This window comes from Actinomadura sp. NPDC000929 (assembly GCF_040492065.1).
GTDB lineage: Bacteria > Actinomycetota > Actinomycetes > Streptosporangiales > Streptosporangiaceae > Spirillospora > Spirillospora verrucosospora.
On sequence record NZ_JBEUPA010000159.1, the window covers coordinates 1 to 18822 of the forward strand.

An 18822-nucleotide genomic window follows, 5' to 3' on the forward strand; every position below is an offset into this window, starting at 1 on the left:
ACGCGGTCGATCTCCTCTTCGACGCTCACCGGAGGCCCGGGAGCGAAAGGGACGCCGCCGATGTCCAGCCAGTCGGCTCTCGACCGCGACCGCCGCGCACGACGGGTGCGCCCGCGCCCACTCGATCGCGACGCTGCCGGACCCGGCGCCCACGTCCCACAGCAGCTCGCCGGGCAGCGGCCCGAGGCGCGACAGCGTCACCGCCCGGACCTCCCGCTTGGTGATCTGCCCGTCGTGCTCGAAGGCGTCGTCGGGCAGCCCGGCGACGCGCGGCAGCGGGGCGGCGTCCGGGCCCGGCGCGCACTCGACGGCCACCACCGCGAGCGCCGAGGCGGCCGGATCCGTCCAGTGGGACGCGACGCCGTGCGCGACCGTCTCGCTCTCCGCGCCGAGGTCGCACAGGACGGTCATCCTGCTGGGACCGAAACCGCGCCCGGTGAGCAGCGCCGCCACGACCGCCGGGGCCTGCCGCCCCGCGCCGAGGACCAGCACGCGGCGGCCGGGGGCGACGACGGCGTTCAGCGTCTCCGCCGGGCGCCCGACGAGGCTGACGACCTCCACCCGCTCCAGCGGCCAGCCGAGGCGCGCGCACGCCAGCGACGCCGACGACGGGTGCGGCAGCACCCGCAGGCGCCGCGGGCCGACCAGCTCGGCGAGCGTGGAGCCGATCCCGTAGAACATGGGGTCGCCGCTCGCCAGGACGGCGACCGACCGCCCCGCGTACCGCTCGATCAGGCCGGGCAGAGCGGGGAGCAGCGGGGACGGCCAGGGCACGCGCTCGGCGGGGCCGTCCGGGACGAGGGCGAGGTGCCGGGCGCCCCCGAGCAGCACGTCCGCCGCCCGCAGCGCCGCGCGGGAGTCCTCCGCGAGGCCGTCCCACCCGTCGGCTCCGACGCCCACGACGGTGATGACACGCGCGTCCACTGGCCTCCTTGAGCGAAATGCGGCGCCAAGTCTACAACTGGCACACTTGGCCAGGTGAAGCGGCTTTTGATCATCGGCATCGGCGCGGGCGACCCCGACCACCTGACGTTCCAGGCGGCCAAGGCGATCGCCGCCGCCGACGTCTTCCTCGTCGTGGACAAGGGCGAGGCCAAGCACGACCTGGCCGGGCTGCGGCACGACCTCATCGCGGCGCACGGCCGGCACCCGTACCGGATCGTGGAGGCCCGCGACCCCGAGCGCGACCGGGACGCCGCCGCCTACGCCGCCGCCGTGGAGGACTGGCGGTCGCGGCGCGCGCGGATCTACGAGTCGTTCGTCACCGGTGAGCTGGCCGACGGGCAGACCGGCGCGATCCTCGTCTGGGGCGACCCCGGCGTCTACGACAGCACCCTCGCGGCGCTGGAGGAGGTCGGCGCCGAGTTCGAGGTCGAGGTGATCCCCGGCATCAGCAGCGTCTCGGCGCTCACCGCGCGGCACCGCGTCGGGCTCACGCGGGTGGGCCGTCCCGTCCACGTCACCACCGGGCGCCGCCTCGCCGCCGAGGGACCCACCGCCGACGACGTGCTCGTCATGCTGGACGCGCACTGCGCGTTCGCCGAGGCGGGCGACGGCTACCACATCTACTGGGGCGCCTACCTCGGCACGCCCGACGAGATCCTCGTCTCCGGCCCGGTCGCGGAGGTGGCCGAGGAGATCCGCGCCGTGCGCGCCGAGGCCCGCGCCCGCAAGGGGTGGATCATGGACACCTACCTCCTGCGGCGCGAGTCCCCGGCGCGCCCCTGACCGGCGCCGGCGGGCGTCAGGCCCTGAACGCGGCGCGCTCCTCGGCCGGGGCGGCCTGCCCGCCCGCGGCGGTGACCGAACGTCCCCGCCCGGGGATGGCCAGCGCGACGACCCCGGCGAGCAGCGCCACGCCGCAGCCGATCAGCAGACCGGCCCGGAAGCCGTCCTCGGACGGCAGCACGTGCCCGCCGAGGTCGATGGTCAGCTGGGACAGCACGACCCCGACCACGGCCGCCGACACCGAGGTGCCGACCGAGCGCATCAGCGTGTTGAAGCTGTTGGCCGAGGCGGTCTCCGACCGCGGCACCGCGCCCATGATGAGGGCGGGCATCGCGCCGTAGGCGAGGCCGACGCCCATGCCGCAGATCGCCGTGACGATCATCAGTCCCCACGCGGCGCCGATGAGCAGCGTGGACGACCCGTACCCGAGCGCGATCACCAGGCTTCCGGCGACCAGGGTGACCTTGGGCCCGCGGGCGGCCGACAGCCGCGCGCCGAGCGGGGAGACCGCCATCATCAGCAGGCCGGACGGCACCATCCACAGGCCCGCGGCGACCATCGACTGGCCGAGCCCGTACCCGGTCTCCTTCGGCAGCTGCAGCAGCTGCGGCACGATCAGCGCCTGGGCGTACATCGAGAACCCGATCACGACCGAGGCGGCGTTGGTGAGCAGCACCTGGGGGCGCGCGGTGACGCGCAGGTCGACCAGCGGGTCGCGGCTCCGCAGCTCCCACCAGCCCCACGCCAGCAGGACGACGACCGTGGCGGCGAAAAGGCCGATGGTCGTGCCGCTCGCCCACCCCCAGTCGGCGCCCTTGGAGACGCCGAGCAGCAGGCACACGAGGCCGGCGCCGAGACCGACCGCGCCCACGGTGTCGAAGCGGCCCCGTGCCTGGACGGGCGTGGCCGGCACCAGCAGGTAGATCAGCGTGGCGACGAGCGCGCTCAGCGCGGCCGAGCCCCAGAACAGCACCCGCCAGCTCGTGTTCTCGGCGATCAGGGCCGCGAGCGGCAGCCCGAACGCTCCGCCGATCCCCATCGACGAGCTCAGCAGCGCGATCGAGGACCCCAGCCGCTCGGGCGGCAGCAGGTCGCGCAGCGCGCTGATGCCGAGCGGGATCATGCCCATGCCGACCCCCTGCATGCCTCGCCCGACGACCATCGGGATCAGCGAGCCGGACAGCGCGCAGATCACCGACCCGCTGATCAGGGGCACCATGCAGACCAGCAGCATCCGGCGCTTGCCGTACAGGTCGCCGAGCCGTCCGATCATCGGCATGGCGACCGCGGAGGCCAGCAGCGTCGAGGTGACCACCCAGGTCGCGTTGGAGGGCGTGGTGTCCAGCAGCCGCGGCAGCTGGGCGATCAGCGGCACCACGAGGGTCTGCATGAACGCGGCGACGATGCCGCCCACGGCGAGAACGCCGACGATCCCGCCGGGTCGGACGGCGGGCGCGGACTCGTCCACGTGACATCCCTTCTGTCGGGTCGAGGAACTTGTGCACCATACATATGTTATGGTCGATGCACAACTTATGTACGGTGCATATCCCTGTGGTAGGCATGGGGGGCGAGCATCGAGGCAGGAGCGACCCGGGCGGAGCGCGTCCGGGAGAAGGACCGGCATGCACAAGCCCACGGATCTGATCGAGTACGAGACCATGCTGCTCGGGCGGCACAGCCTGGCCACCCGCCGCTCCCGGCGCGAGGGCGGCCTGCTGGAGCGCAGCGCCTACATCCTGCTCAGCCGCATCCGCATCGACGGCCCGATGTCGATCCGGCAGCTCAGCGAGGCGTTCGACCTGGACCCCTCGACGCTGAACCGGCAGACCTCGGCCATGCTGCGCGACGGCCTCGTCGAGCGCATCCCCGACCCGGCCGGCGGCATCGCCCGCAAGTTCCGCATCACCGCCGAGGGCGAGCGCCGCCTCGACAGCGAGCGCGGCCAGATCGTCGCCGGGATCGACAAGATCATGGCGGACTGGACGGCGGAGGAGGTCGAGGCCTTCGCCTCCTTCCTCCAGCGCTTCAACACCGACATCGAGCGCCTCGCCGGAAGTCCCTGGCCCCGCCCCTAGCCGGAGTGTCGGCAAGCTCCGGCCGCGCCGTTACCCTGGGGCGATGCGCCTCGGTGTGAACGTCCCCAATTTCGGCCCCGGCACCGACCCGGGCGTCCTACGGCAGTGGGCGCGGACCGTCGAGGGCCTCGGCTTCGACCTGCTGATGGTCTCCGACCACGTCGCGGTCACGGGCGACGTCGCCGCGCAGTACCCGGCCCCGTTCTACGAGCCGTTCACCACGCTCTCCTGGCTGGCCGGCGTGACCGAGCGGGTGCGGCTCGGCACCACCGTGCTGGTCGTCCCGTACCGGCATCCGCTGCTCGTCGCCCGCATGGCCGCCAACCTCAACGACCTGAGCGGCGGGCGGCTCGTCCTCGGCGTGGGAGTCGGCTGGGCCCGCGAGGAGTTCGCGGCGCTCGGCGTGCCCTTCACCCGGCGCGGCGCCCTCACCGACGAGCATCTGCGGGCGATCCGCGCCGCCTGGGAGGACGAGGGCGACTACCGCGCGGGGCGCATCCCCCTCTGGATCGGCGGCAACAGCGACGCCGCGCTCCGGCGGGCCGTGCGCATCGGCGACGCCTGGCACCCTCTGCGTTTCACCCTCCCCTGGCTCCGCGGCGCGCTGGAGCGGCTGAAGGCCGTCGCGGACGAGCAGGGACGTCCGGTGCCCGCCCTGGAGCCCCGCATCGCCCTGCGGGTGACGTCCTCCCCTGTCACCGGCCCCGACCGGCTCGCCGGCGAGGGGACCGTGGAGCAGGTCGCCGGCGACCTCGAGCAGTTGCGGCTGCTCGGCTCGGGCACGGTCCTCCTCGACCCCTTCAACGGCGATCCGGACGAGACCCTGCGCCCGGGCGACGCCTGGCGCGATCTCGCGGCGGTCGCCGCCGTGCACGGGGCGGCGGTCGCCGCCCCGGAGGCCGCCGGGTAATCCAGGAGATCGGGGACCGGGCATGGCCGGGGCCCGTCCACCCGGTTAACGATCAGTGAAGTTATCGCTCTCATCGCGGGACCCGGTCACGGCACGGCAGTAGGCTCGGCGCGAAACCAGCGCAGGTCGGAGAGGAACCGGGCCCTTGAGCGTGATCAATGTCGGGCAGGCGATCGTCCTCGGGATCGTGGAGGGCCTGACCGAGTTCCTCCCGGTCTCCTCGACCGGGCACTTGAAGATCACCGAGGGTCTGATGAACATCCCGGTGGACGACAAGTCCGTGGTCGGGTTCACCGCGGTGATCCAGGTCGGCGCGATCGCGGCGGTGCTGGTGTACTTCTTCTCCGACATCGTCCGGATCGTCAAGGCGTGGGGCGTCGGGATCGCCCGGCCGTCCGAGCGCTACCACCACGACTACAAGTTCGCCTGGTGGGTCATCTACGCCACCATCCCGGTCGTGATCGTCGGGGTCGCCGCCAAGCCCCTCATCGAAGGCCCGCTCGCCTCGCTGTGGGTGGTCGCCGGGTCCCTGATCGGCGGCAGCGCCGTGATGTTCGCCGCGGACCGGCTCGGCACGCACAAGCGCGGCGAGGACGACACGTCCCTCACCGACGCGATGCTGATCGGCTCCTCGCAGATCCTCGCCCTGCTGTTCCCCGGCTTCTCCCGCTCGGGCGCGACGATGTCGACCGGGCTCATGCTCGGCCTCGACCGGGTCGCCGCGACCCGCCTGTCGTTCTTCCTGGGCATCCCCGCGCTGACCGGCGCCGGCATCTACGAGCTGCCGTCCGCGCTCGGCTCGGGCGCCGGCGTCCTGCCGCTCGCGGTGGGCACGGCGGTGTCGTTCGTCGTGGCCTACGCCTCCATCGCCTGGCTGCTGCGGTTCGTGGCCCGGCACAGCTTCACCTCGTTCGTGGTCTACCGCATCGTCGTCGGCCTCCTGCTGTTCGGCCTCCTCGGCGCGGGAACGTTGAACGCCTGAGCCTCGCGGGGTATGCGGAAGACTGTCACGGTCCGCACGCCGGTGGGAGCACCGCGTGCGCGCACACCCCGCTGAGGAACGGAGCGCCGAGCATGAACGACGCGATGTGGGCCGGAACGGTCTCCATCACCGGGCACGGGAAGGACGAGCTGGAGGCGTACCTGGCGCGGCCGCTGGGCGACGCCCCGCGCGGCGGCGTCGTGGTGATCCACCACATGCCCGGCTACGACCCCGGCACCAAGGAGTTCGTCCGGACGTTCGCCGCGCACGGATACGCCGCGATCGCCCCGAACCTGTACTCGCGCGAGGGCGCGGGCGCGAGCCCGGACGACCAGGCCGCCGCCGCCCGCGCCAAGGGCGGCGTCCCGGACGAGCAGCTCGTCGGCGACGTCGCCGGGGCCGCCGCGCATCTGAACTCGCTCAACCACGCCAACGGCCGGGTCGGCGTGATCGGGCACTGCTCGGGCGGGCGGCACGCGTTCCTGGCCGCCTGCGAGCTGGACCTCGACGCGGCGGTCGACTGCTACGGCGCCTTCGTCGTCGACGACCCGCCCGAGGACTACCCGACCTCCGCCCGGTCGATCGTCTCCAAGGCGCCCGGCCTGTCGTGCCCGCTGCTCGGCCTGTTCGGCGAGGAGGACCGGTTCCCCGCGCCCGAGGAGGTCGCCGCGCTGGACGCCGAGCTGACCAGGCTCGGCAAGGAGCACGAGTTCCACACCTATCCCGGCGCGGGGCACGCGTTCTTCGCCGTCGAGCGGCCCGCCTTCCGTCCCGCCGCCGCCAAGGACGGCTGGGGGAAGATCTTCGCCTTCTTCGACCGCCACCTGGGCGCCTGAAAGGAGACCCTCATGTGCACCTACCAGACGGTGAAGATGGAACTGGACGGCGCGGCGAAAGGAGCGAACGGCTGGTTCACGGTGACCGGCGGCGCGGTCTACGTCGACCACCCGTACCACGCCTGCCACGAGCACACCGTGAACATCGACTTCACCAACGCCGGGGAGGGGCCGTCCGCGCGCGTCGCGGTCGAGCTGACGGAGGAGTCGGCGCTGGCGCTGATCGAGGCCATCCAGGCGGCCCTCGCCGCCGCCCCTCCCGGCCTCGCCTCGGCCGCCGGCTGAGATAGGGATTCACCTAGCGACATTTTAAGGAAAGGCCGAAACAGGCGAGACGCGTCCGTTTCCAGGTGAATTGGCGGCTTGGCGCCACGAACCCTTACGTTGGCTCCGTCGCTCATCGCATGCATGTCGTTACGGACATGTTCCATATCCCGCTTGGAGAGGACCTCAATGGAGATCCCGCTCGTCATCGACCCGGCCGGCAGCGACGTCCAGGGAGAGGCCGCGAAACTGCGGGCGCGGGGGCCGGTGACCCCCGTGGAGCTGCCCGGCGGCGTCGTCGCCTGGGCGGTGACCGGCCAGGAGCAGCTCAAGCGGCTGCTGGCCGACCCGCGGGTGTCCAAGGACCCGAACCTGCACTGGACGAAATGGATCGACGGCGAGATCGCGGAGGACTGGCCGCTGAGCCTGTGGGTCTCGGTGCGGAACATGTTCACCGCCTACGGCGACGACCACCGGCGGCTCCGCACGATCATCTCCCGGGCGTTCACCCCGCGCCGCACCGAGGCGCTGCGGCCGGACGTGGAGGAGATCACCCGGTCGCTGCTGGACGGCCTGGCCGCCGCCCCCGGCGGCCGCGCCGACCTGCGCGAGGCGTTCGCCTACCCGCTGCCCATCGAGGTGATCTGCCGGCTGTTCGGCGTCCCCGACGAGACCCGCCCCGCGCTGCGCCGCTGCGTGGACGGCGTCTTCAACACGGCGCTGACCTCCGAGGAGGCCTTCGCCAACCAGACCGAGATGTACGGCATCCTGCAGGACTTCGTGGCGTTCCGGCGCCGCGAGCCCGCCGACGACCTGGCCGGGGAGCTCATCTCCTCCCGCGACGAGGACGGCTCGCGGCTGAGCGAGCAGGAGCTGGTCGACACGCTGATCCTGATGATCTCCGCCGGGCACGAGACGACGGTGAACCTGCTCGACCAGGCGATCACGGCGCTGCTGACGCACCCGGAGCAGCGCGCGCTCGTCCGGTCCGGCGAGGTGCCGTGGGCGGAGGTCATCGAGGAGGCGCTGCGCTGGCAGGCGCCGGTCGCGAACCTGCCGCTGCGCTACGCCGTGGAGGACATCGACGTCGACGGCGTGACGATCGGGAAGGGCGAGGCGATCCTCGTCGCCTACGCCGCCGCGGGACGCGACCTCGCCCTGCACGGCGACGACGCCGACCTGTTCGACGTCAGGCGGACGAACAAGGAGCACATCTCGTTCGGGCACGGCGTGCACTACTGCGTCGGCTCCCACCTCGCGCGGCTGGAGGCCGAGATCGCGCTGCCGGCGCTCTTCGGACGCTTCCCGGACCTGGCGCTGGCCGTCGACCCCGCCGAGCTGCGGCCGGTCGAGTCGTTCATCTCCAACGGCCACCGGACCCTTCCGGTCGTGCTCGGCTCCTGAGCCCCCGCTACCCCTCGCGGCGCGCCCGGGCCCGGCGCTTGCCCTCGTGCATCGCCTGGACCCGGGCGATCGGGATCGTGTGGCCCTGCTCGACGAGGTCGGCGGGGACCGGCTGCGGCTCCGGCATGAGGCCGGTCCAGACGTCGCGGCCCGCGAGCAGGGCGGCGGCCGTGCGGATCGTGAAGTCCGAGGGCGCCACCCGGTCGAGGTCGTCCCAGGCGACCGGGAACGAGACCGGCGTTCCCGGCCGGATCCGCGGGCTGTAGGCGGCGACGACGGTCGCGCCGCCCGCGCGGGTCGAGTCGAGGAACACCTTGCCGCCGCGGTCCTCGCGGATGAACGCCGTCGTGACCAGGCCGGGGTCGAGCCGCTCGGCGCGGACGGCCAGGGCGCGCGTCGCGGCGGCGACGTCCTCGACGCGCGTGGCGCCGTCGAGGGGGGCGAACACGTGGACGCCCTTGGCGCCGCTCGTCTTGACGGCGCCCCGCAGGCCCGAGTCGGCCATCGCGCGGCGCACGAGGTGGGCGGCGGCGACCGCGTCGCCGAACGCGTCCGGGCTGGGCGGGTCGATGTCGAGCACCAGGTGGGTGGGCCTGTCCCATGTCTCGGCGCGCACGAGGGGCGGGTGGTACTCGACGGCGCGCTGGTTCGCGAACCACAGCAGGGTGCGGCGGTCGTCGCACAGCGCGTAGGACACCTCCCGCTGCGAGGTCGCCGCCCACACCGCCACCGTCCGCACCCAGGACGGCGTGTACTTCGGCGTGTTCTTCTGCATGAACGGCTTTTGGCCGCGCAGCACGCGCTTGACCGACAGCGGCCGGCCTTCGAGCTGCGGGACCAGGCATCCGGCGACGGCGTCCAGGTAGTCGACCAGGTCGCGTTTCGTCGCGTCCGCCCCCTCGAACAGGGGCTGGTCGAGGTTCGTCAGCCGAACCCCGTCACGCTCTTCATCGGCGCTCACCCCACCAGCTTCGCACGCGGGGCCGACAGCGCCGTGGGGTAGCGTCGCCCCCATGTACGTACCGGCGCATTTCTCGGCGGGCGACGCCGAGGTCAGGGAGCTGCTGGCCGGGTGCGGGGCCGCCGACCTCGTCACCGCCTCCCCGCGGGGGCTGGTCGCGACGTACCTGCCCGTCCTGTACGACCCGTCGGTGGGCGAGCACGGCGCGATGCTGGCGCATGTGGCGCGCAACAACGACCAGTGGCGCGAGCCCGCCGCCGGGGAGTCGCTGCTCATCGTCCACGGGCCGGACGCGTACGTGTCGCCGTCCTGGTACGCGTCCAAGGCCGAGCACGGACGGGTCGTGCCGACGTGGAACTATCTCACCGCCCACGTCTACGGCCGCCTCGTCGTGCACGACGACCCGGCGTGGGTGGAGTCGATGGTCCGCCGCCTGACCGAGCGCCACGAGCGGGGCCGCGCCCCGTCCTGGACGGTCGACGACGCCCCGCCCGCGTTCGTCGCCGGTCAGCTGCGAGCGATCGTGGGGCTGGAACTGCGCGTCACGCGCGTCGAGGCCAAGGCGAAGATGAGCCAGAACCGCCCCGAGGCCGACATCGCGGGCGTCGTCGCGGGTTACCGCGCCCAGGGCGACACGATCATGGCGGACGCGGTGGAAGCGGCGAAGGCGCGAGGCGAGGGGTAGCGCGGCGGGTCAGCGGGGGCGCCAGGGCGACTCGGCGGAGGTGGGGCGGGCGTCGGCCGCCACCCGGAGCGCGTAGGTGGGGGTCGGGGCGCCGTCCACGGGGCCCAGGTAGTCGTGGCCGGTCAGATGGCACCAGGCCGGCAGGTCGATGGGGGCCGCCGGGTCGGCGGCGATGAGGTGGACGACGGTTCCGGGCGCCAGGTCCGCGATGCGGCCGCGCAGTTCGAGCAGGAGGCGCACGCAGGAACGGTCGCCGCCGTCGATGACGATCGGGTCCGAGCTCATTCCCACCTCCGGGGTCCACGAGGCTTTCCGGCGTAGGGGGAAATATAGAGCTTTGGTGTGACAAGGGTGGTGGTCAGACCGGGCGAGCCCGTGCGCACCGCCGGGTTCGGGCCCTCCCCGGCGCCGACGGGCACGCTTTGATCAAAGATTTCCGCGCGGGTCATCCGGGACCGGGATCTGAGCGTCAAGTTCGTGTCCGGTGCGGCGGGACGGCGTCGGGGCGCGCGTCCTCCAAGGCGACAAAACAGGATCAATCGCTAGCGAACGGGTTCGTCGGCGATATGGATGAGGGAGGTCCTAGACTTGACTCTTTCTTTCAGGTTTCGTCCAGCTTTGGAGCTTACAGTCGCAGTGAAGTACCCCCCGTTGTCATCCAGGTGAGGAAATCGGCTTTGGGGCGAGTCATGGATCTCGGAGTGGGACGAGTGGAGCGCACGGAGACCTGCGGGACGCTGACGTTCCCGGACGAGGTCGACCTCAGCAACGGCGAGGCGGTCCTGGCGCAGGCCGTCCGGCTTCTGGACTCCGGGACGCCCGCCCTGATCCTCGACCTGACCGGCTGCACGTTCTGCGACTCCAACGGGCTGAACGTGATCACGCGGTCGCAGATGCGGGCGACCGAGCTGGGCGTGCCCATGTGGGTGGTGCTGCCGCCGCGCGGGATCGTCCGCCGGGTGTCGGAGGTGGCGGGGCTGCAGCGCCGCGTCGCCATCGCCCCGGACGTGGCGACGGCCCGCGAGGCGCTCTCGGCGTCCGCGAGCGGGTAGCGCCTCAGCGCTCCAGGGCGCGGTCGATCCACTCGTCCGCGACGCCGAGGAGCAGGTGGCCCGCGCCGAGGATGCTGGCGTCGCGGCCCGCGCGGGAGGTCGCGATCTCCAGGTTGCGGGTGGCGAGCGGCAGGCAGCGCTCGTAGATGACGCCCCGGATCGTCGCGACGAGCGGCTCGGCGTTGGACAGGCTGCCGCCGATGACGAGCGCGTCGGGGTTGAAGAAGTTCACGAGCGCGGTCAGCACGTCGCCGATGAGGCGCCCGGCCGTGCGCACCGCGCTGGTCGCCTGGGGGACGCCGTCGACGACGAGGTCGACGATCCGGGACGGGTTGTCGGCCTCGATGCCCTGGGCGGCGAGGGACGCGGCGAGGGCGGCGCCGCTGGCGTGGGCCTCCAGGCAGTCGGGGTGGCCGCAGGAGCAGTCGACGGTGGCCTCGGACAGGATCCGGACGTGGCTGATGTCGCCCGCCGCGCCGCGCCCCCGGTGCAGCCGCCCGTCGACGATGACGCCGCAGCCGATGCCGCTGCCGAGTTTGATGACCATCACGTTGTCGAGGGACGGCCATGACCCGCGGTGCTCGCCGACGGCCATGAGGTTGGCGTCGTTCTCGACCAGGGCCGGGACGCCGGCGCCGCCGGCCACGTAGTCGCGGACAGGGAAGTCGTTCCAGCCGGGCATGCGCGAGGGCGAGACGACCTGGCCCGTCGCCGGGTCGACCGGACCGGGCAGCCCGATCCCGACGCCGCGGACGGGGACGTCCCCGAGGCCGTGCTCGCGGGCGAGGGCGTGCAGGCTGCGCAGGACCGCCGCCAGCGTCTCCTCGGGCCCGAGGGCGATGTCGCACGCGAGGTCGGACAATGCGAGGGGCGTACCCGCGAGGTCGGCGACCGCGAGGCGGGCGTGGTGCGCACCGAGGTCGGCGACCAGGTACACGCCCGCCGCGCGGGCGAGCCGAAGGCGGCGGGGCCGCCGGCCCCCGCGCGAGGCCCCGGCGCCTTCCTCTGCGAACAGGCCGGCCTCGATGAGCTGCTCGACCCGCAGCGAGACGCTGGAGGCGGCGAGGCCGGAGAGCCGGGCGAGCTCGGCCCGCGACTCCGCCTGGCCGGTCGCCACCAGCCGCACGAGTGCCGCCGGTCCGTCGTCTCTGCTGTTACGCACCCCAGATAGATAGCATGCGCGAACTTGATACGGCAACGCGTTGACTTACGTCGATTTGACGCTCTATCGTCCTCTTTGACTTCGATATCGAAGGAAGTTGGGACGTAGGTGACCGAATGATCGAGGTTCGCGGCCTGTACAAGCGCTTCGGCGACCACACCGCCCTGCGCGAGGTCGACCTGGACGTGGCCCGCGGCGAGGTCGTCGTGGTGATCGGCCCGTCCGGGTCGGGCAAGTCGACGCTGTGCCGGTGCCTGAACCGGCTGGAGACGCCGGACGCGGGCGTCATCCGCATCGACGGTGAGGAGCTGCCCGCGGAGGGCCGCGCCCTCGCCCGCCTCCGCGCGGACGTCGGCATGGTCTTCCAGTCGTTCAACCTGTTCCAGCACAAGACCGTCCTGGAGAACCTGACGCTCGCGCCCACCCGGGTGCGCGGCGTCTCGCGCGCCGAGGCCGAGCGGACCGCGCGCGAGCTGCTCGACCGGGTCGGCATCGGCGAGCAGGCGGGCAAGCTGCCCGCGCAGCTGTCCGGCGGCCAGCAGCAGCGCGCCGCGATCGCCCGCGCGCTCGCCATGCGGCCGAAGGCGATGCTGTTCGACGAGCCGACCTCCGCGCTCGACCCGGAGATGGTCGGCGAGGTCCTCGACGTGATGACGGGCCTCGCCCGCGACGGCATGACGATGGTGGTCGTCACCCACGAGATGGGCTTCGCCCGCCGGGTCGCCGACCGCGTCGTGTTCATGGCGGACGGCGAGGTCGTGGAGACCGCGACGCCGGCCGCCTTCTTCGACTCCCCCGCCAGCGACCGGGCCCGGGACTTCCTGGCCAAGGTCCTCAGCCACTAGTGCGACCCCGGCGCGCCGCCCATGGCGCGCCACCCGAGAAAGGTTGATGATCATGGTGCGTACCCCTGCGGGGATGCGGCGGGCGGCGGTGGCCGCGGTGGCCGCGCTGTCGCTGACGGGCCTGGCGGCCTGCTCCGGCGGCGACTCCGACTCCGCGGTGCCCGGCTCCGGCGGCGGCAAGGGCGACGACCTGGCGGCCTCGGCCCCGGTCGCCGCGAGCCTGCCCGCCGGCTCCACCATGGAGAAGATCAAGCAGCGCGGCGAGCTGGTGGTGGGCGGCTCGCTGGACGCGCCCCTGCTCTCCCAGCAGAACCCGGCGACCAAGAAGGTCGAGGGGCTGGACGCCGACTTCGGCCGGCTGCTCGCCAAGTACATCATCGGCAAGCCCAACGTGAAGATCGTCAACTCGGCGTCGGAGACCCGCGAGGCGCTGCTGTCCAACGGCACCGTGGACGTGGTGTTCCAGACCTACAGCATCACTCCGGAGCGCGCCAAGCAGGTCGCGTTCGCCGGGCCGTACTACAGCTCCGGCCTGGTCATCGCCACCAAGAAGGACGAGACGGGCATCAAGACCCCGGCCGACCTCAAGGGCAAGACCGTCATCGCGGGCGCCAACACCCCGGCGATCCCGGCCATCAAGAAGGCCGCCCCCGGAGCGAAGATCGTCACGTTCGGCAGCGACCCCGAGTGCGTGCAGGCCCTCAAGCAGGGCCGCGGCGACGCCTACGTCCAGGACGAGGCCGTGCTGCTCGCGACCGCCAAGCAGGACCCGTCGATCCAGATCCAGGGCAAGCCGTTCACCAGCGACCCGTACGGCATCGGCCTCAAGCACGGCGACGCGCAGATGAAGCAGTTCGTCAACGACTGGCTCAAGCAGATCCAGCAGTCGGGCCTGTGGGCGAAGGTCTGGAAGAACTCGATCGGGACGGTCGTGCAGGGCGAGGCGCCGCAGCCGCCCGCGATCGGCTCGGCCCCGGGCTCGGAGTGAGCGGAGGCCCCGCCCTGTCATGAACGTCATCACCGACCACCTCGGGGAGTTCGGCGACGGCCTGCTGCTCACCGTCGAGCTGACGCTGCTGGCCCTCGCCGGAGCCCTCGTGACCGGGACCGCGGTCGCCGCGATGCGGGTCAGCCCGGTGCGCGTGCTGCGCGCCGCCGGGATGGCCTACGTCGAGGTGCTGCAGAACATCCCGCTGCTGGTGTGGCTCGTCATCGCCGTGTTCGGGCTGCCCGAGATCGGGGTGATCGCCGGGCTGTTCACCACCTCGGTCGTCGTGATCGCCCTCTACCAGGGGGCGTACACGGCCGAGGCGATCCGCTCCGGGATCAACGCGGTGCCGGCCGGGCAGGGCGAGGCCGCCCGCGCGCTCGGGCTGACGTTCGTCCAGTCGCTGCGGCTGGTCGTCCTGCCGCAGGCGCTGCGGACGGTCGTCCAGCCGCTCGGCAACATCGCGATCATGACGCTGATGAACACGGCGCTGGCCGCCGCGGTCGGCGTGGTCGAGCTGACCGCCGCCGCGAACCGGGTCAACCTCGCCGAGGCTCAGCCGATCTGGATCTTCGTGACGGCGGGCCTGGCCTACATGGCGCTGTCGGCGGTCTTCGGGCTGGTGACCGGCGGCCTGGAACGGAAGCTGGCGATCCTGCGATGAGCTCCCCGCGCCTGCTGTTCGACGAGCCGGGCCCGCGCGCCCGGCGCCGCATCCGGATCGCCACCGCGCTGACCCTGCTCGGCGGTGCCGTCCTGGTCGCGCTCGCGCTGCGCCAGTTCGGCGAGAACGGCCAGCTCGCCGCCGACCGGTGGCGCCCGTACGGGACGTGGCCGATGTGGCGGTACCTGCTGGAGGGACTGCGCTCCACGCTCTACGCCGCGGTCGTCTCGATCGCCCTCGCCATGGCGGCCGGGGTCGCGCTCGCGCTCGGGCGGCTGTCGCCGGCGCGGTGGCTGCGCGTCCCGTCCGCGGCCTACGTCGAGATCGTCCGGACGGTCCCGGCGCTGCTGCTGGTCTACGTCGTGCTGTTCGCGCTGCCGAAGTACGGCCTCGACCTCCCGCTGTTCTGGAAGCTCGTCGTCCCGCTGTCGGTGTCCAACGCCGCCGCGTTCGCCGAGATCTTCCGGGCCGGGATCCGGTCGGTGGAGCGCGGGCAGCTGGAGGCGGGGCTCGCGCTCGGCCTGACCCGGGGGCGCGCGATGCGGCTGGTCGTGCTGCCGCAGGCGGCCCGGCGCGTCCTGCCGTCGCTGGTCAGCCAGTCCGCCGGGCTGCTGAAGGACACCTCGCTCGGCTACGTCGTCAGCTACGCCGAACTGCTCTACAGCGGGAAGGTGCTGGCGAACTACAACCACCTGCTCATCCAGACCTACCTGGTGATCGCGCTGATCTACCTGGTGATCAACGCGTCGCTGGCCAAGCTCGCGCGGACGCTGGAGGCGCGGCAGCGGACCCGTCCGTCCCGCGCCGTCCGCGAGGCCGCCCCGGCGGCGCGACCGTGAGGATCGACATGTACGAAGCACTGGCCGAGGTCGTGCGCAACGGCTTCGCCGAGAGCCGCCACTACGGCAGCGTCGCCGGGCTCGCCCCGGACGGCTCCCTCGCCCACGCGCGGGGCGCCGTCGAGGAGACGGTCCTGCCGCGCTCCACGACCAAGCCGTTCCAGGCGCTCGCCTGCCTGAAGGCGGGCGCGCCGCTGCGCGGGGAGCGCCTCGCGATCGCGGCGGGCAGCCACACCGGCGAGGACTTCCACGTCAAGGCCGTCGAGGGGATCCTCGCGGACGCGGGCCTCGGCGTGGAGGCACTGCGGTGTCCGCCGTCCTGGCCCGAGGACGAGGCGACCAGGAACGCGCTGGTCAGGGCGGGCGAGAGCGAGTCGCGGGTGCGGATGAACTGCTCCGGCAAGCACGCCGCCATGCTCGCCGCGTGCGCCGCCAACGGCTGGCCGCTCGACACCTACCTCGACCCGTCGCACCCCCTGCAGCAGCTGGTGCGGCAGGTGATGGCCGACTGCGCCGGGGAGGACCCCTCCCCCGTCGCGATCGACGGGTGCGGCGCGCCGCTGTTCGGCCTCACCCTGACCGGCCTCGCCCGCGCCGCGCGGTCCCTCGTCCTGACCGAGGACGCCCGCCCGGTCGCGGACGCCATGCGCGCCCACCCCGAGTACGTGGGCGGGACCGGGCACGTCAACACCGAGCTCATGCGGGCGCTGCCCGGCTCGGTCGCCAAGGGCGGCGCGGAGGGCGTGCTCGTCGCCGCCACCGCCGAGGGCCGCGCCGTCGCGGTGAAGGTCATCGACGGCAGCCCCCGCGCCACCACCGCCATCGCGCTGCGCGCGCTCGCCGCGCTCGGCGCCGACACCACCCAGGCCGACCCGCTGGGCGCCGTCCCCGTCCTCGGCGGCGGGCGCCCGGTGGGCGAGATCCGCACCATTCCGGAAGGACGTCCGTGAGCCTCACCTACGAGATCTGCATCGACAGCGTCGCGGGGGCCGTCGCCGCCGAGAAGGCGGGCGCCCACCGCGTCGAGCTGTGCGCGGCGCTGTTCGACGGGGGGCTCACCCCGACCCTGGGCACCGTCCGCGCCGCGCTCGCCGCCGTGTCGTCGATCAGGGTGCACGTCATCATCCGCCCGCGCGGCGGCGACTTCATCTTCGACGAGCACGAGGTCGCGGCGATGGAGCACGACGTCGCGCTGGTCCGGGAGGCCGGCGCGCACGGCGTGGTGATCGGCGCGCTCACCCCGGAGGGGACGGTCGACCGCCCGGTCGTCGAGCGGCTCATGGCGGCGGCGGGCGGGCTGCCCGTCACCTTCCACCGCGCCTTCGACATGGCCGCCGACCCGTTCGGCACGCTGGACGTCCTCGCCGGGCTCGGCGTGGCCCGCGTCCTGACGTCCGGGCAGGACGCGACCGCGCTGGAGGGCGCGCCGCTGATCGCCGAGCTGGTGCGGCACGCCGGGGACCGCGTCATCGTGATGCCCGGCGGCGGCGTCACCGACCGGAACGTCGCGCGGGTCGTGGCGGAGACCGGCGCCCGCGAGATCCACTTCGCCGCGCTCAGCGAGGAGCCGAGCCCGGCCGTGCACCGCAACCCGTACCCGTTCATGGGCGGGGAGCTGCGCAGGCCGGAGTACCAGCGCCTCGTCACGACGTCCGGCGGCATCGCCTCGGTCATCCGCGCCGCCGGCTAGCGCGCCGCCCGCCGACGCCCGCGGGCGCCGTCCGCCTCCCCCCGTGAGGGAAGGGTCAGGGCTTGCGGGCGACGGCGGCGTAACCGGCCACCTCGGCGGGCTCGCCCCAGGGAGTGTGCTCGGGACGCCACCTGGACATGGAGACGACTCCGGGGTCCAGGAGTTCGAGGCCGTCGAAGAAGCGGGTGACGGCCGCGCGCGTGCGCGGCACCATTGGATTGGCCGACCTCTCGTTCCAGTCCTGCTGCGCCTCGGCCTGGGCGGTCTCCCCCGCGTCGAAGTCCAGGGTGGCGTGCGTCATCACCAGGTGACTTCCGGACGGCACGGCGTCCAGCAGCACGTCGAGGACGTGGCGGGCCTCGCCGTCGTCGTGGACGAAGTGCATGATGCCCAGCAGCATGATCGCCACCGGCCTTCCGAAGTCGAGCGTCGCGGCGGCCTTCGCCAGGATGTCGCCCGGTTCGCGCAGATCGGCGTGGATGTAGTGGCAGGCGCCCTCGGGGCTGCTGCTGAGCAGAGCCCGCGCGTGGGTCAGCACCAGGGGATCGTTGTCCACGTAGACGATGCGCGCGTCCGGCGCCGCGCGCTGCGCGACCTCGTGGGTGTTGTCCATGGTCGGCAGGCCGGTGCCGATGTCGAGGAACTGGCGGACGCCGGCCTCGCCCGCGAGGTGGCGGACGGACCTGCCGAGGAACGCGCGGTCGGCGAGGGCGATGTCGACGATCTGCGGGAACACGGCCCGGAACCGCTCGGCGGCCCGCTGGTCGACCTCGTAGTTGTCCTTCCCGCCGAGCAGATGGTTCCAGACCCGCGCCGAATGCGGCACGTTCGTGTCGATCTCCGGTCCCTCGGCCACGGCGGCACCTCCACGATCTTCGGTTTCCGCCCAACCTAGCGCCGCGACGAGCCGCCCGGCCACCGGTCCGCCCCGCACCGCGCGGGCGCACCGCGGTCGGGCGGGCGCACCGCGGTCGGGCGGTTCTTTACTTGATCTTGTGGCTCCAGGGATGCCGGGGAGTTGCGGACGGGGCATGGATGTCTGCGACCGGTACCGGACGGCACCACGGACCGGGCCGGGACGGCATGACGAGCGGGAGCGGGGCACATGCAGGTGAAGCTGGAGGCGGAGCTCGGCCGCATCCCGATCGACGACGTGGCGCCGGTGGTGGGGTGCGGCCGGTGGCCGGCGAAGGCGGTGGTGGGCGAGACCGTCGAGGTGTCGGCGACGGTGTTCCGGGAGGGGCACGAGCGGCTGGGCGCGGCGGTGGTGCTGCGGACGCCGGACGGCGAGGAGCTGCCGCCGCAGCGGATGAGCGAGGTCGGGGTCGGGCTGGACCGGTGGTCGGCGCGGGTGACGCCGACGGAGATGGGGTCGTGGTCGTTCCGGGTGGAGGCCTGGGGCGATCCGATCGCGCACTGGCGCCACGACGCGCAGATCAAGGTTCCGCGCGGCCAGGACGCCGAGCTCATGTTCGCCGAGGGCGCCGCGTTGTTCACGAGGGCGGCGCGCGAGGCGCCGTCGAAGGACCGCCGCGTCCTGACCCGCGTCGCCCGGCTCCTGGCGGACGAGGACGAGGACGCCCTGGATCGTCTCTCCGCCACCGCGGATCAGACCGTGCTGAACGTGTTGGAGCAGTACCCGTTGCGGGATCTGTTGACGGTCAGTGACTGGTATCCGCTGGTAGTGCACCGGCAACGAGCCCTGTACGGGGCCTGGTACGAGTTCTTCCCCCG

General features: G+C 73.0%; 22 protein-coding genes. 16 read left to right on the forward strand and 6 right to left on the reverse strand.

Translation table 11 applies throughout. The features are described from left to right. Positions 1–924 (reverse strand): precorrin-6y C5,15-methyltransferase (decarboxylating) subunit CbiE (cbiE, locus tag ABWI04_RS35710; protein ID WP_353835157.1); only part of this gene is annotated, 924 nt, incomplete at its 3' end. Positions 925–978: 54 nt separating this feature from the next. On the opposite strand from cbiE, the gene cobF reads away from it, so the two are divergent. Continuing rightward, positions 979–1728: a precorrin-6A synthase (deacetylating) gene (gene cobF, locus ABWI04_RS35715; protein WP_345186824.1), complete on the forward strand. Its 750-nt coding sequence runs from the start codon at positions 979–981 to the stop codon at positions 1726–1728. A 16-nt stretch (positions 1729–1744) separates the two neighbouring features. On the opposite strand, the gene ABWI04_RS35720 is transcribed toward cobF, so the two are convergent. Next, on the reverse strand, positions 1745–3196 hold the full coding sequence (locus ABWI04_RS35720; protein ID WP_353835158.1) for an MFS transporter: 1452 nt from the start codon (positions 3194–3196) through the stop codon (positions 1745–1747). 157 nt (positions 3197–3353) lie between these two features. On the opposite strand from ABWI04_RS35720, the gene ABWI04_RS35725 reads away from it, so the two are divergent. The 6 genes from ABWI04_RS35725 to ABWI04_RS35750 all read left to right on the forward strand — a co-directional run bounded on the left by ABWI04_RS35725 (position 3354) and on the right by ABWI04_RS35750 (position 8202). Next, a complete protein-coding gene (locus ABWI04_RS35725; protein WP_345186828.1) occupies positions 3354–3806 on the forward strand; it encodes a MarR family winged helix-turn-helix transcriptional regulator in 453 nt (150 codons plus the stop codon). A 43-nt stretch (positions 3807–3849) separates the two neighbouring features. After that, positions 3850–4716, forward strand: a complete 867-nt coding sequence (locus ABWI04_RS35730; protein ID WP_345186832.1) for an LLM class flavin-dependent oxidoreductase — start codon at positions 3850–3852, stop codon at positions 4714–4716. A 151-nt stretch (positions 4717–4867) separates the two neighbouring features. Beyond that, the gene (locus tag ABWI04_RS35735) at positions 4868–5698 is read left to right on the forward strand and encodes an undecaprenyl-diphosphate phosphatase (RefSeq protein WP_345186877.1); all 831 of its coding nucleotides are present in this window, start codon (positions 4868–4870) and stop codon (positions 5696–5698) included. 92 nt (positions 5699–5790) lie between these two features. Next, the gene (locus ABWI04_RS35740) at positions 5791–6534 is read left to right on the forward strand and encodes a dienelactone hydrolase family protein (protein ID WP_353835159.1); all 744 of its coding nucleotides are present in this window, start codon (positions 5791–5793) and stop codon (positions 6532–6534) included. A gap of 12 nt (positions 6535–6546) precedes the next feature. After that, positions 6547–6819, forward strand: a complete 273-nt coding sequence (locus ABWI04_RS35745) for a DUF6295 family protein (RefSeq protein WP_345186836.1) — start codon at positions 6547–6549, stop codon at positions 6817–6819. A gap of 153 nt (positions 6820–6972) precedes the next feature. Further along, entirely contained in the window at positions 6973–8202 is a 1230-nt protein-coding gene (locus ABWI04_RS35750; protein WP_353835160.1) for a cytochrome P450 family protein, read from the forward strand. 7 nt (positions 8203–8209) lie between these two features. Here ABWI04_RS35750 and ABWI04_RS35755 read toward each other — a convergent pair whose 3' ends face one another. Then, positions 8210–9163 carry a DNA polymerase domain-containing protein gene (locus ABWI04_RS35755; RefSeq protein ID WP_353835161.1) on the reverse strand — a complete coding sequence of 318 codons (954 nt, stop codon included), beginning with the start codon at positions 9161–9163 and terminating at the stop codon, positions 8210–8212. A gap of 52 nt (positions 9164–9215) precedes the next feature. On the opposite strand from ABWI04_RS35755, the gene ABWI04_RS35760 reads away from it, so the two are divergent. After that, positions 9216–9848 (forward strand): FMN-binding negative transcriptional regulator, encoded by a 633-nt coding sequence (locus ABWI04_RS35760; RefSeq protein ID WP_353835162.1) that lies wholly within the window; start codon positions 9216–9218, stop codon positions 9846–9848. A 9-nt stretch (positions 9849–9857) separates the two neighbouring features. On the opposite strand, the gene ABWI04_RS35765 is transcribed toward ABWI04_RS35760, so the two are convergent. Then, on the reverse strand, positions 9858–10133 hold the full coding sequence (locus ABWI04_RS35765) for a sulfurtransferase TusA family protein (RefSeq protein ID WP_353835163.1): 276 nt from the start codon (positions 10131–10133) through the stop codon (positions 9858–9860). A gap of 416 nt (positions 10134–10549) precedes the next feature. Between ABWI04_RS35765 and ABWI04_RS35770 the strand changes: the two genes are divergently transcribed. Beyond that, positions 10550–10900 carry an STAS domain-containing protein gene (locus ABWI04_RS35770; RefSeq protein ID WP_353835164.1) on the forward strand — a complete coding sequence of 117 codons (351 nt, stop codon included), beginning with the start codon at positions 10550–10552 and terminating at the stop codon, positions 10898–10900. Positions 10901–10904: 4 nt separating this feature from the next. Here ABWI04_RS35770 and ABWI04_RS35775 read toward each other — a convergent pair whose 3' ends face one another. Then, positions 10905–12062, reverse strand: coding sequence for an ROK family protein (locus tag ABWI04_RS35775; protein WP_353835165.1), 1158 nt, complete (start codon positions 12060–12062; stop codon positions 10905–10907). A 116-nt stretch (positions 12063–12178) separates the two neighbouring features. On the opposite strand from ABWI04_RS35775, the gene ABWI04_RS35780 reads away from it, so the two are divergent. From ABWI04_RS35780 to ABWI04_RS35805, 6 genes are read left to right on the forward strand one after another with little or no spacing between them, the layout of a single operon-like run. Then, entirely contained in the window at positions 12179–12907 is a 729-nt protein-coding gene (locus ABWI04_RS35780; RefSeq protein WP_345186853.1) for an amino acid ABC transporter ATP-binding protein, read from the forward strand. A gap of 52 nt (positions 12908–12959) precedes the next feature. Next, on the forward strand, positions 12960–13895 hold the full coding sequence (locus ABWI04_RS35785; RefSeq protein WP_345186855.1) for a glutamate ABC transporter substrate-binding protein: 936 nt from the start codon (positions 12960–12962) through the stop codon (positions 13893–13895). 19 nt (positions 13896–13914) lie between these two features. Next, positions 13915–14559: an amino acid ABC transporter permease gene (locus tag ABWI04_RS35790; protein ID WP_345186857.1), complete on the forward strand. Its 645-nt coding sequence runs from the start codon at positions 13915–13917 to the stop codon at positions 14557–14559. Then, positions 14556–15398, forward strand: a complete 843-nt coding sequence (locus tag ABWI04_RS35795) for an amino acid ABC transporter permease (RefSeq protein WP_353835166.1) — start codon at positions 14556–14558, stop codon at positions 15396–15398. The genes ABWI04_RS35790 and ABWI04_RS35795 overlap by 4 nt, the downstream gene beginning before the upstream one ends. An 8-nt stretch (positions 15399–15406) precedes the next feature. Next, positions 15407–16348: an asparaginase gene (locus ABWI04_RS35800; protein ID WP_353835167.1), complete on the forward strand. Its 942-nt coding sequence runs from the start codon at positions 15407–15409 to the stop codon at positions 16346–16348. Further along, entirely contained in the window at positions 16345–17088 is a 744-nt protein-coding gene (locus ABWI04_RS35805; RefSeq protein ID WP_345186868.1) for a copper homeostasis protein CutC, read from the forward strand. Before ABWI04_RS35800 ends, ABWI04_RS35805 begins: the two co-directional genes overlap by 4 nt. Positions 17089–17143: 55 nt before the next feature. Here the strand turns inward: ABWI04_RS35805 and ABWI04_RS35810 are convergent, their stop codons facing one another. Then, the gene (locus tag ABWI04_RS35810) at positions 17144–17944 is read right to left on the reverse strand and encodes an SAM-dependent methyltransferase (protein WP_353835168.1); all 801 of its coding nucleotides are present in this window, start codon (positions 17942–17944) and stop codon (positions 17144–17146) included. Between the two features lie 249 nt (positions 17945–18193). Between ABWI04_RS35810 and ABWI04_RS35815 the strand changes: the two genes are divergently transcribed. Beyond that, a partial coding sequence (locus tag ABWI04_RS35815) for a maltotransferase domain-containing protein (RefSeq protein WP_353835169.1) occupies positions 18194–18822 on the forward strand: 629 nt, incomplete at its 3' end.

What these genes read in the sequence shown, in the direction of transcription:
- ABWI04_RS35730 (WP_345186832.1), top strand. Translation starts at nt 3,850, where the DNA reads ATGCGCCTCGGTGTGAACGTCCCCAATTTCGGCCCCGGCACCGACCCG.
- ABWI04_RS35745 (WP_345186836.1), top strand. Translation starts at nt 6,547, where the DNA reads ATGTGCACCTACCAGACGGTGAAGATGGAACTGGACGGCGCGGCGAAA.
- ABWI04_RS35740 (WP_353835159.1), top strand. Translation starts at nt 5,791, where the DNA reads ATGAACGACGCGATGTGGGCCGGAACGGTCTCCATCACCGGGCACGGG.
- ABWI04_RS35725 (WP_345186828.1), top strand. Translation starts at nt 3,354, where the DNA reads ATGCACAAGCCCACGGATCTGATCGAGTACGAGACCATGCTGCTCGGG.
- ABWI04_RS35780 (WP_345186853.1), top strand. Translation starts at nt 12,179, where the DNA reads ATGATCGAGGTTCGCGGCCTGTACAAGCGCTTCGGCGACCACACCGCC.
- ABWI04_RS35790 (WP_345186857.1), top strand. Translation starts at nt 13,915, where the DNA reads ATGAACGTCATCACCGACCACCTCGGGGAGTTCGGCGACGGCCTGCTG.
- ABWI04_RS35800 (WP_353835167.1), top strand. Translation starts at nt 15,407, where the DNA reads ATGTACGAAGCACTGGCCGAGGTCGTGCGCAACGGCTTCGCCGAGAGC.
- ABWI04_RS35765 (WP_353835163.1), bottom strand. Translation starts at nt 10,133, where the DNA reads ATGAGCTCGGACCCGATCGTCATCGACGGCGGCGACCGTTCCTGCGTG.
- ABWI04_RS35795 (WP_353835166.1), top strand. Translation starts at nt 14,556, where the DNA reads ATGAGCTCCCCGCGCCTGCTGTTCGACGAGCCGGGCCCGCGCGCCCGG.
- ABWI04_RS35760 (WP_353835162.1), top strand. Translation starts at nt 9,216, where the DNA reads ATGTACGTACCGGCGCATTTCTCGGCGGGCGACGCCGAGGTCAGGGAG.
- ABWI04_RS35785 (WP_345186855.1), top strand. Translation starts at nt 12,960, where the DNA reads ATGGTGCGTACCCCTGCGGGGATGCGGCGGGCGGCGGTGGCCGCGGTG.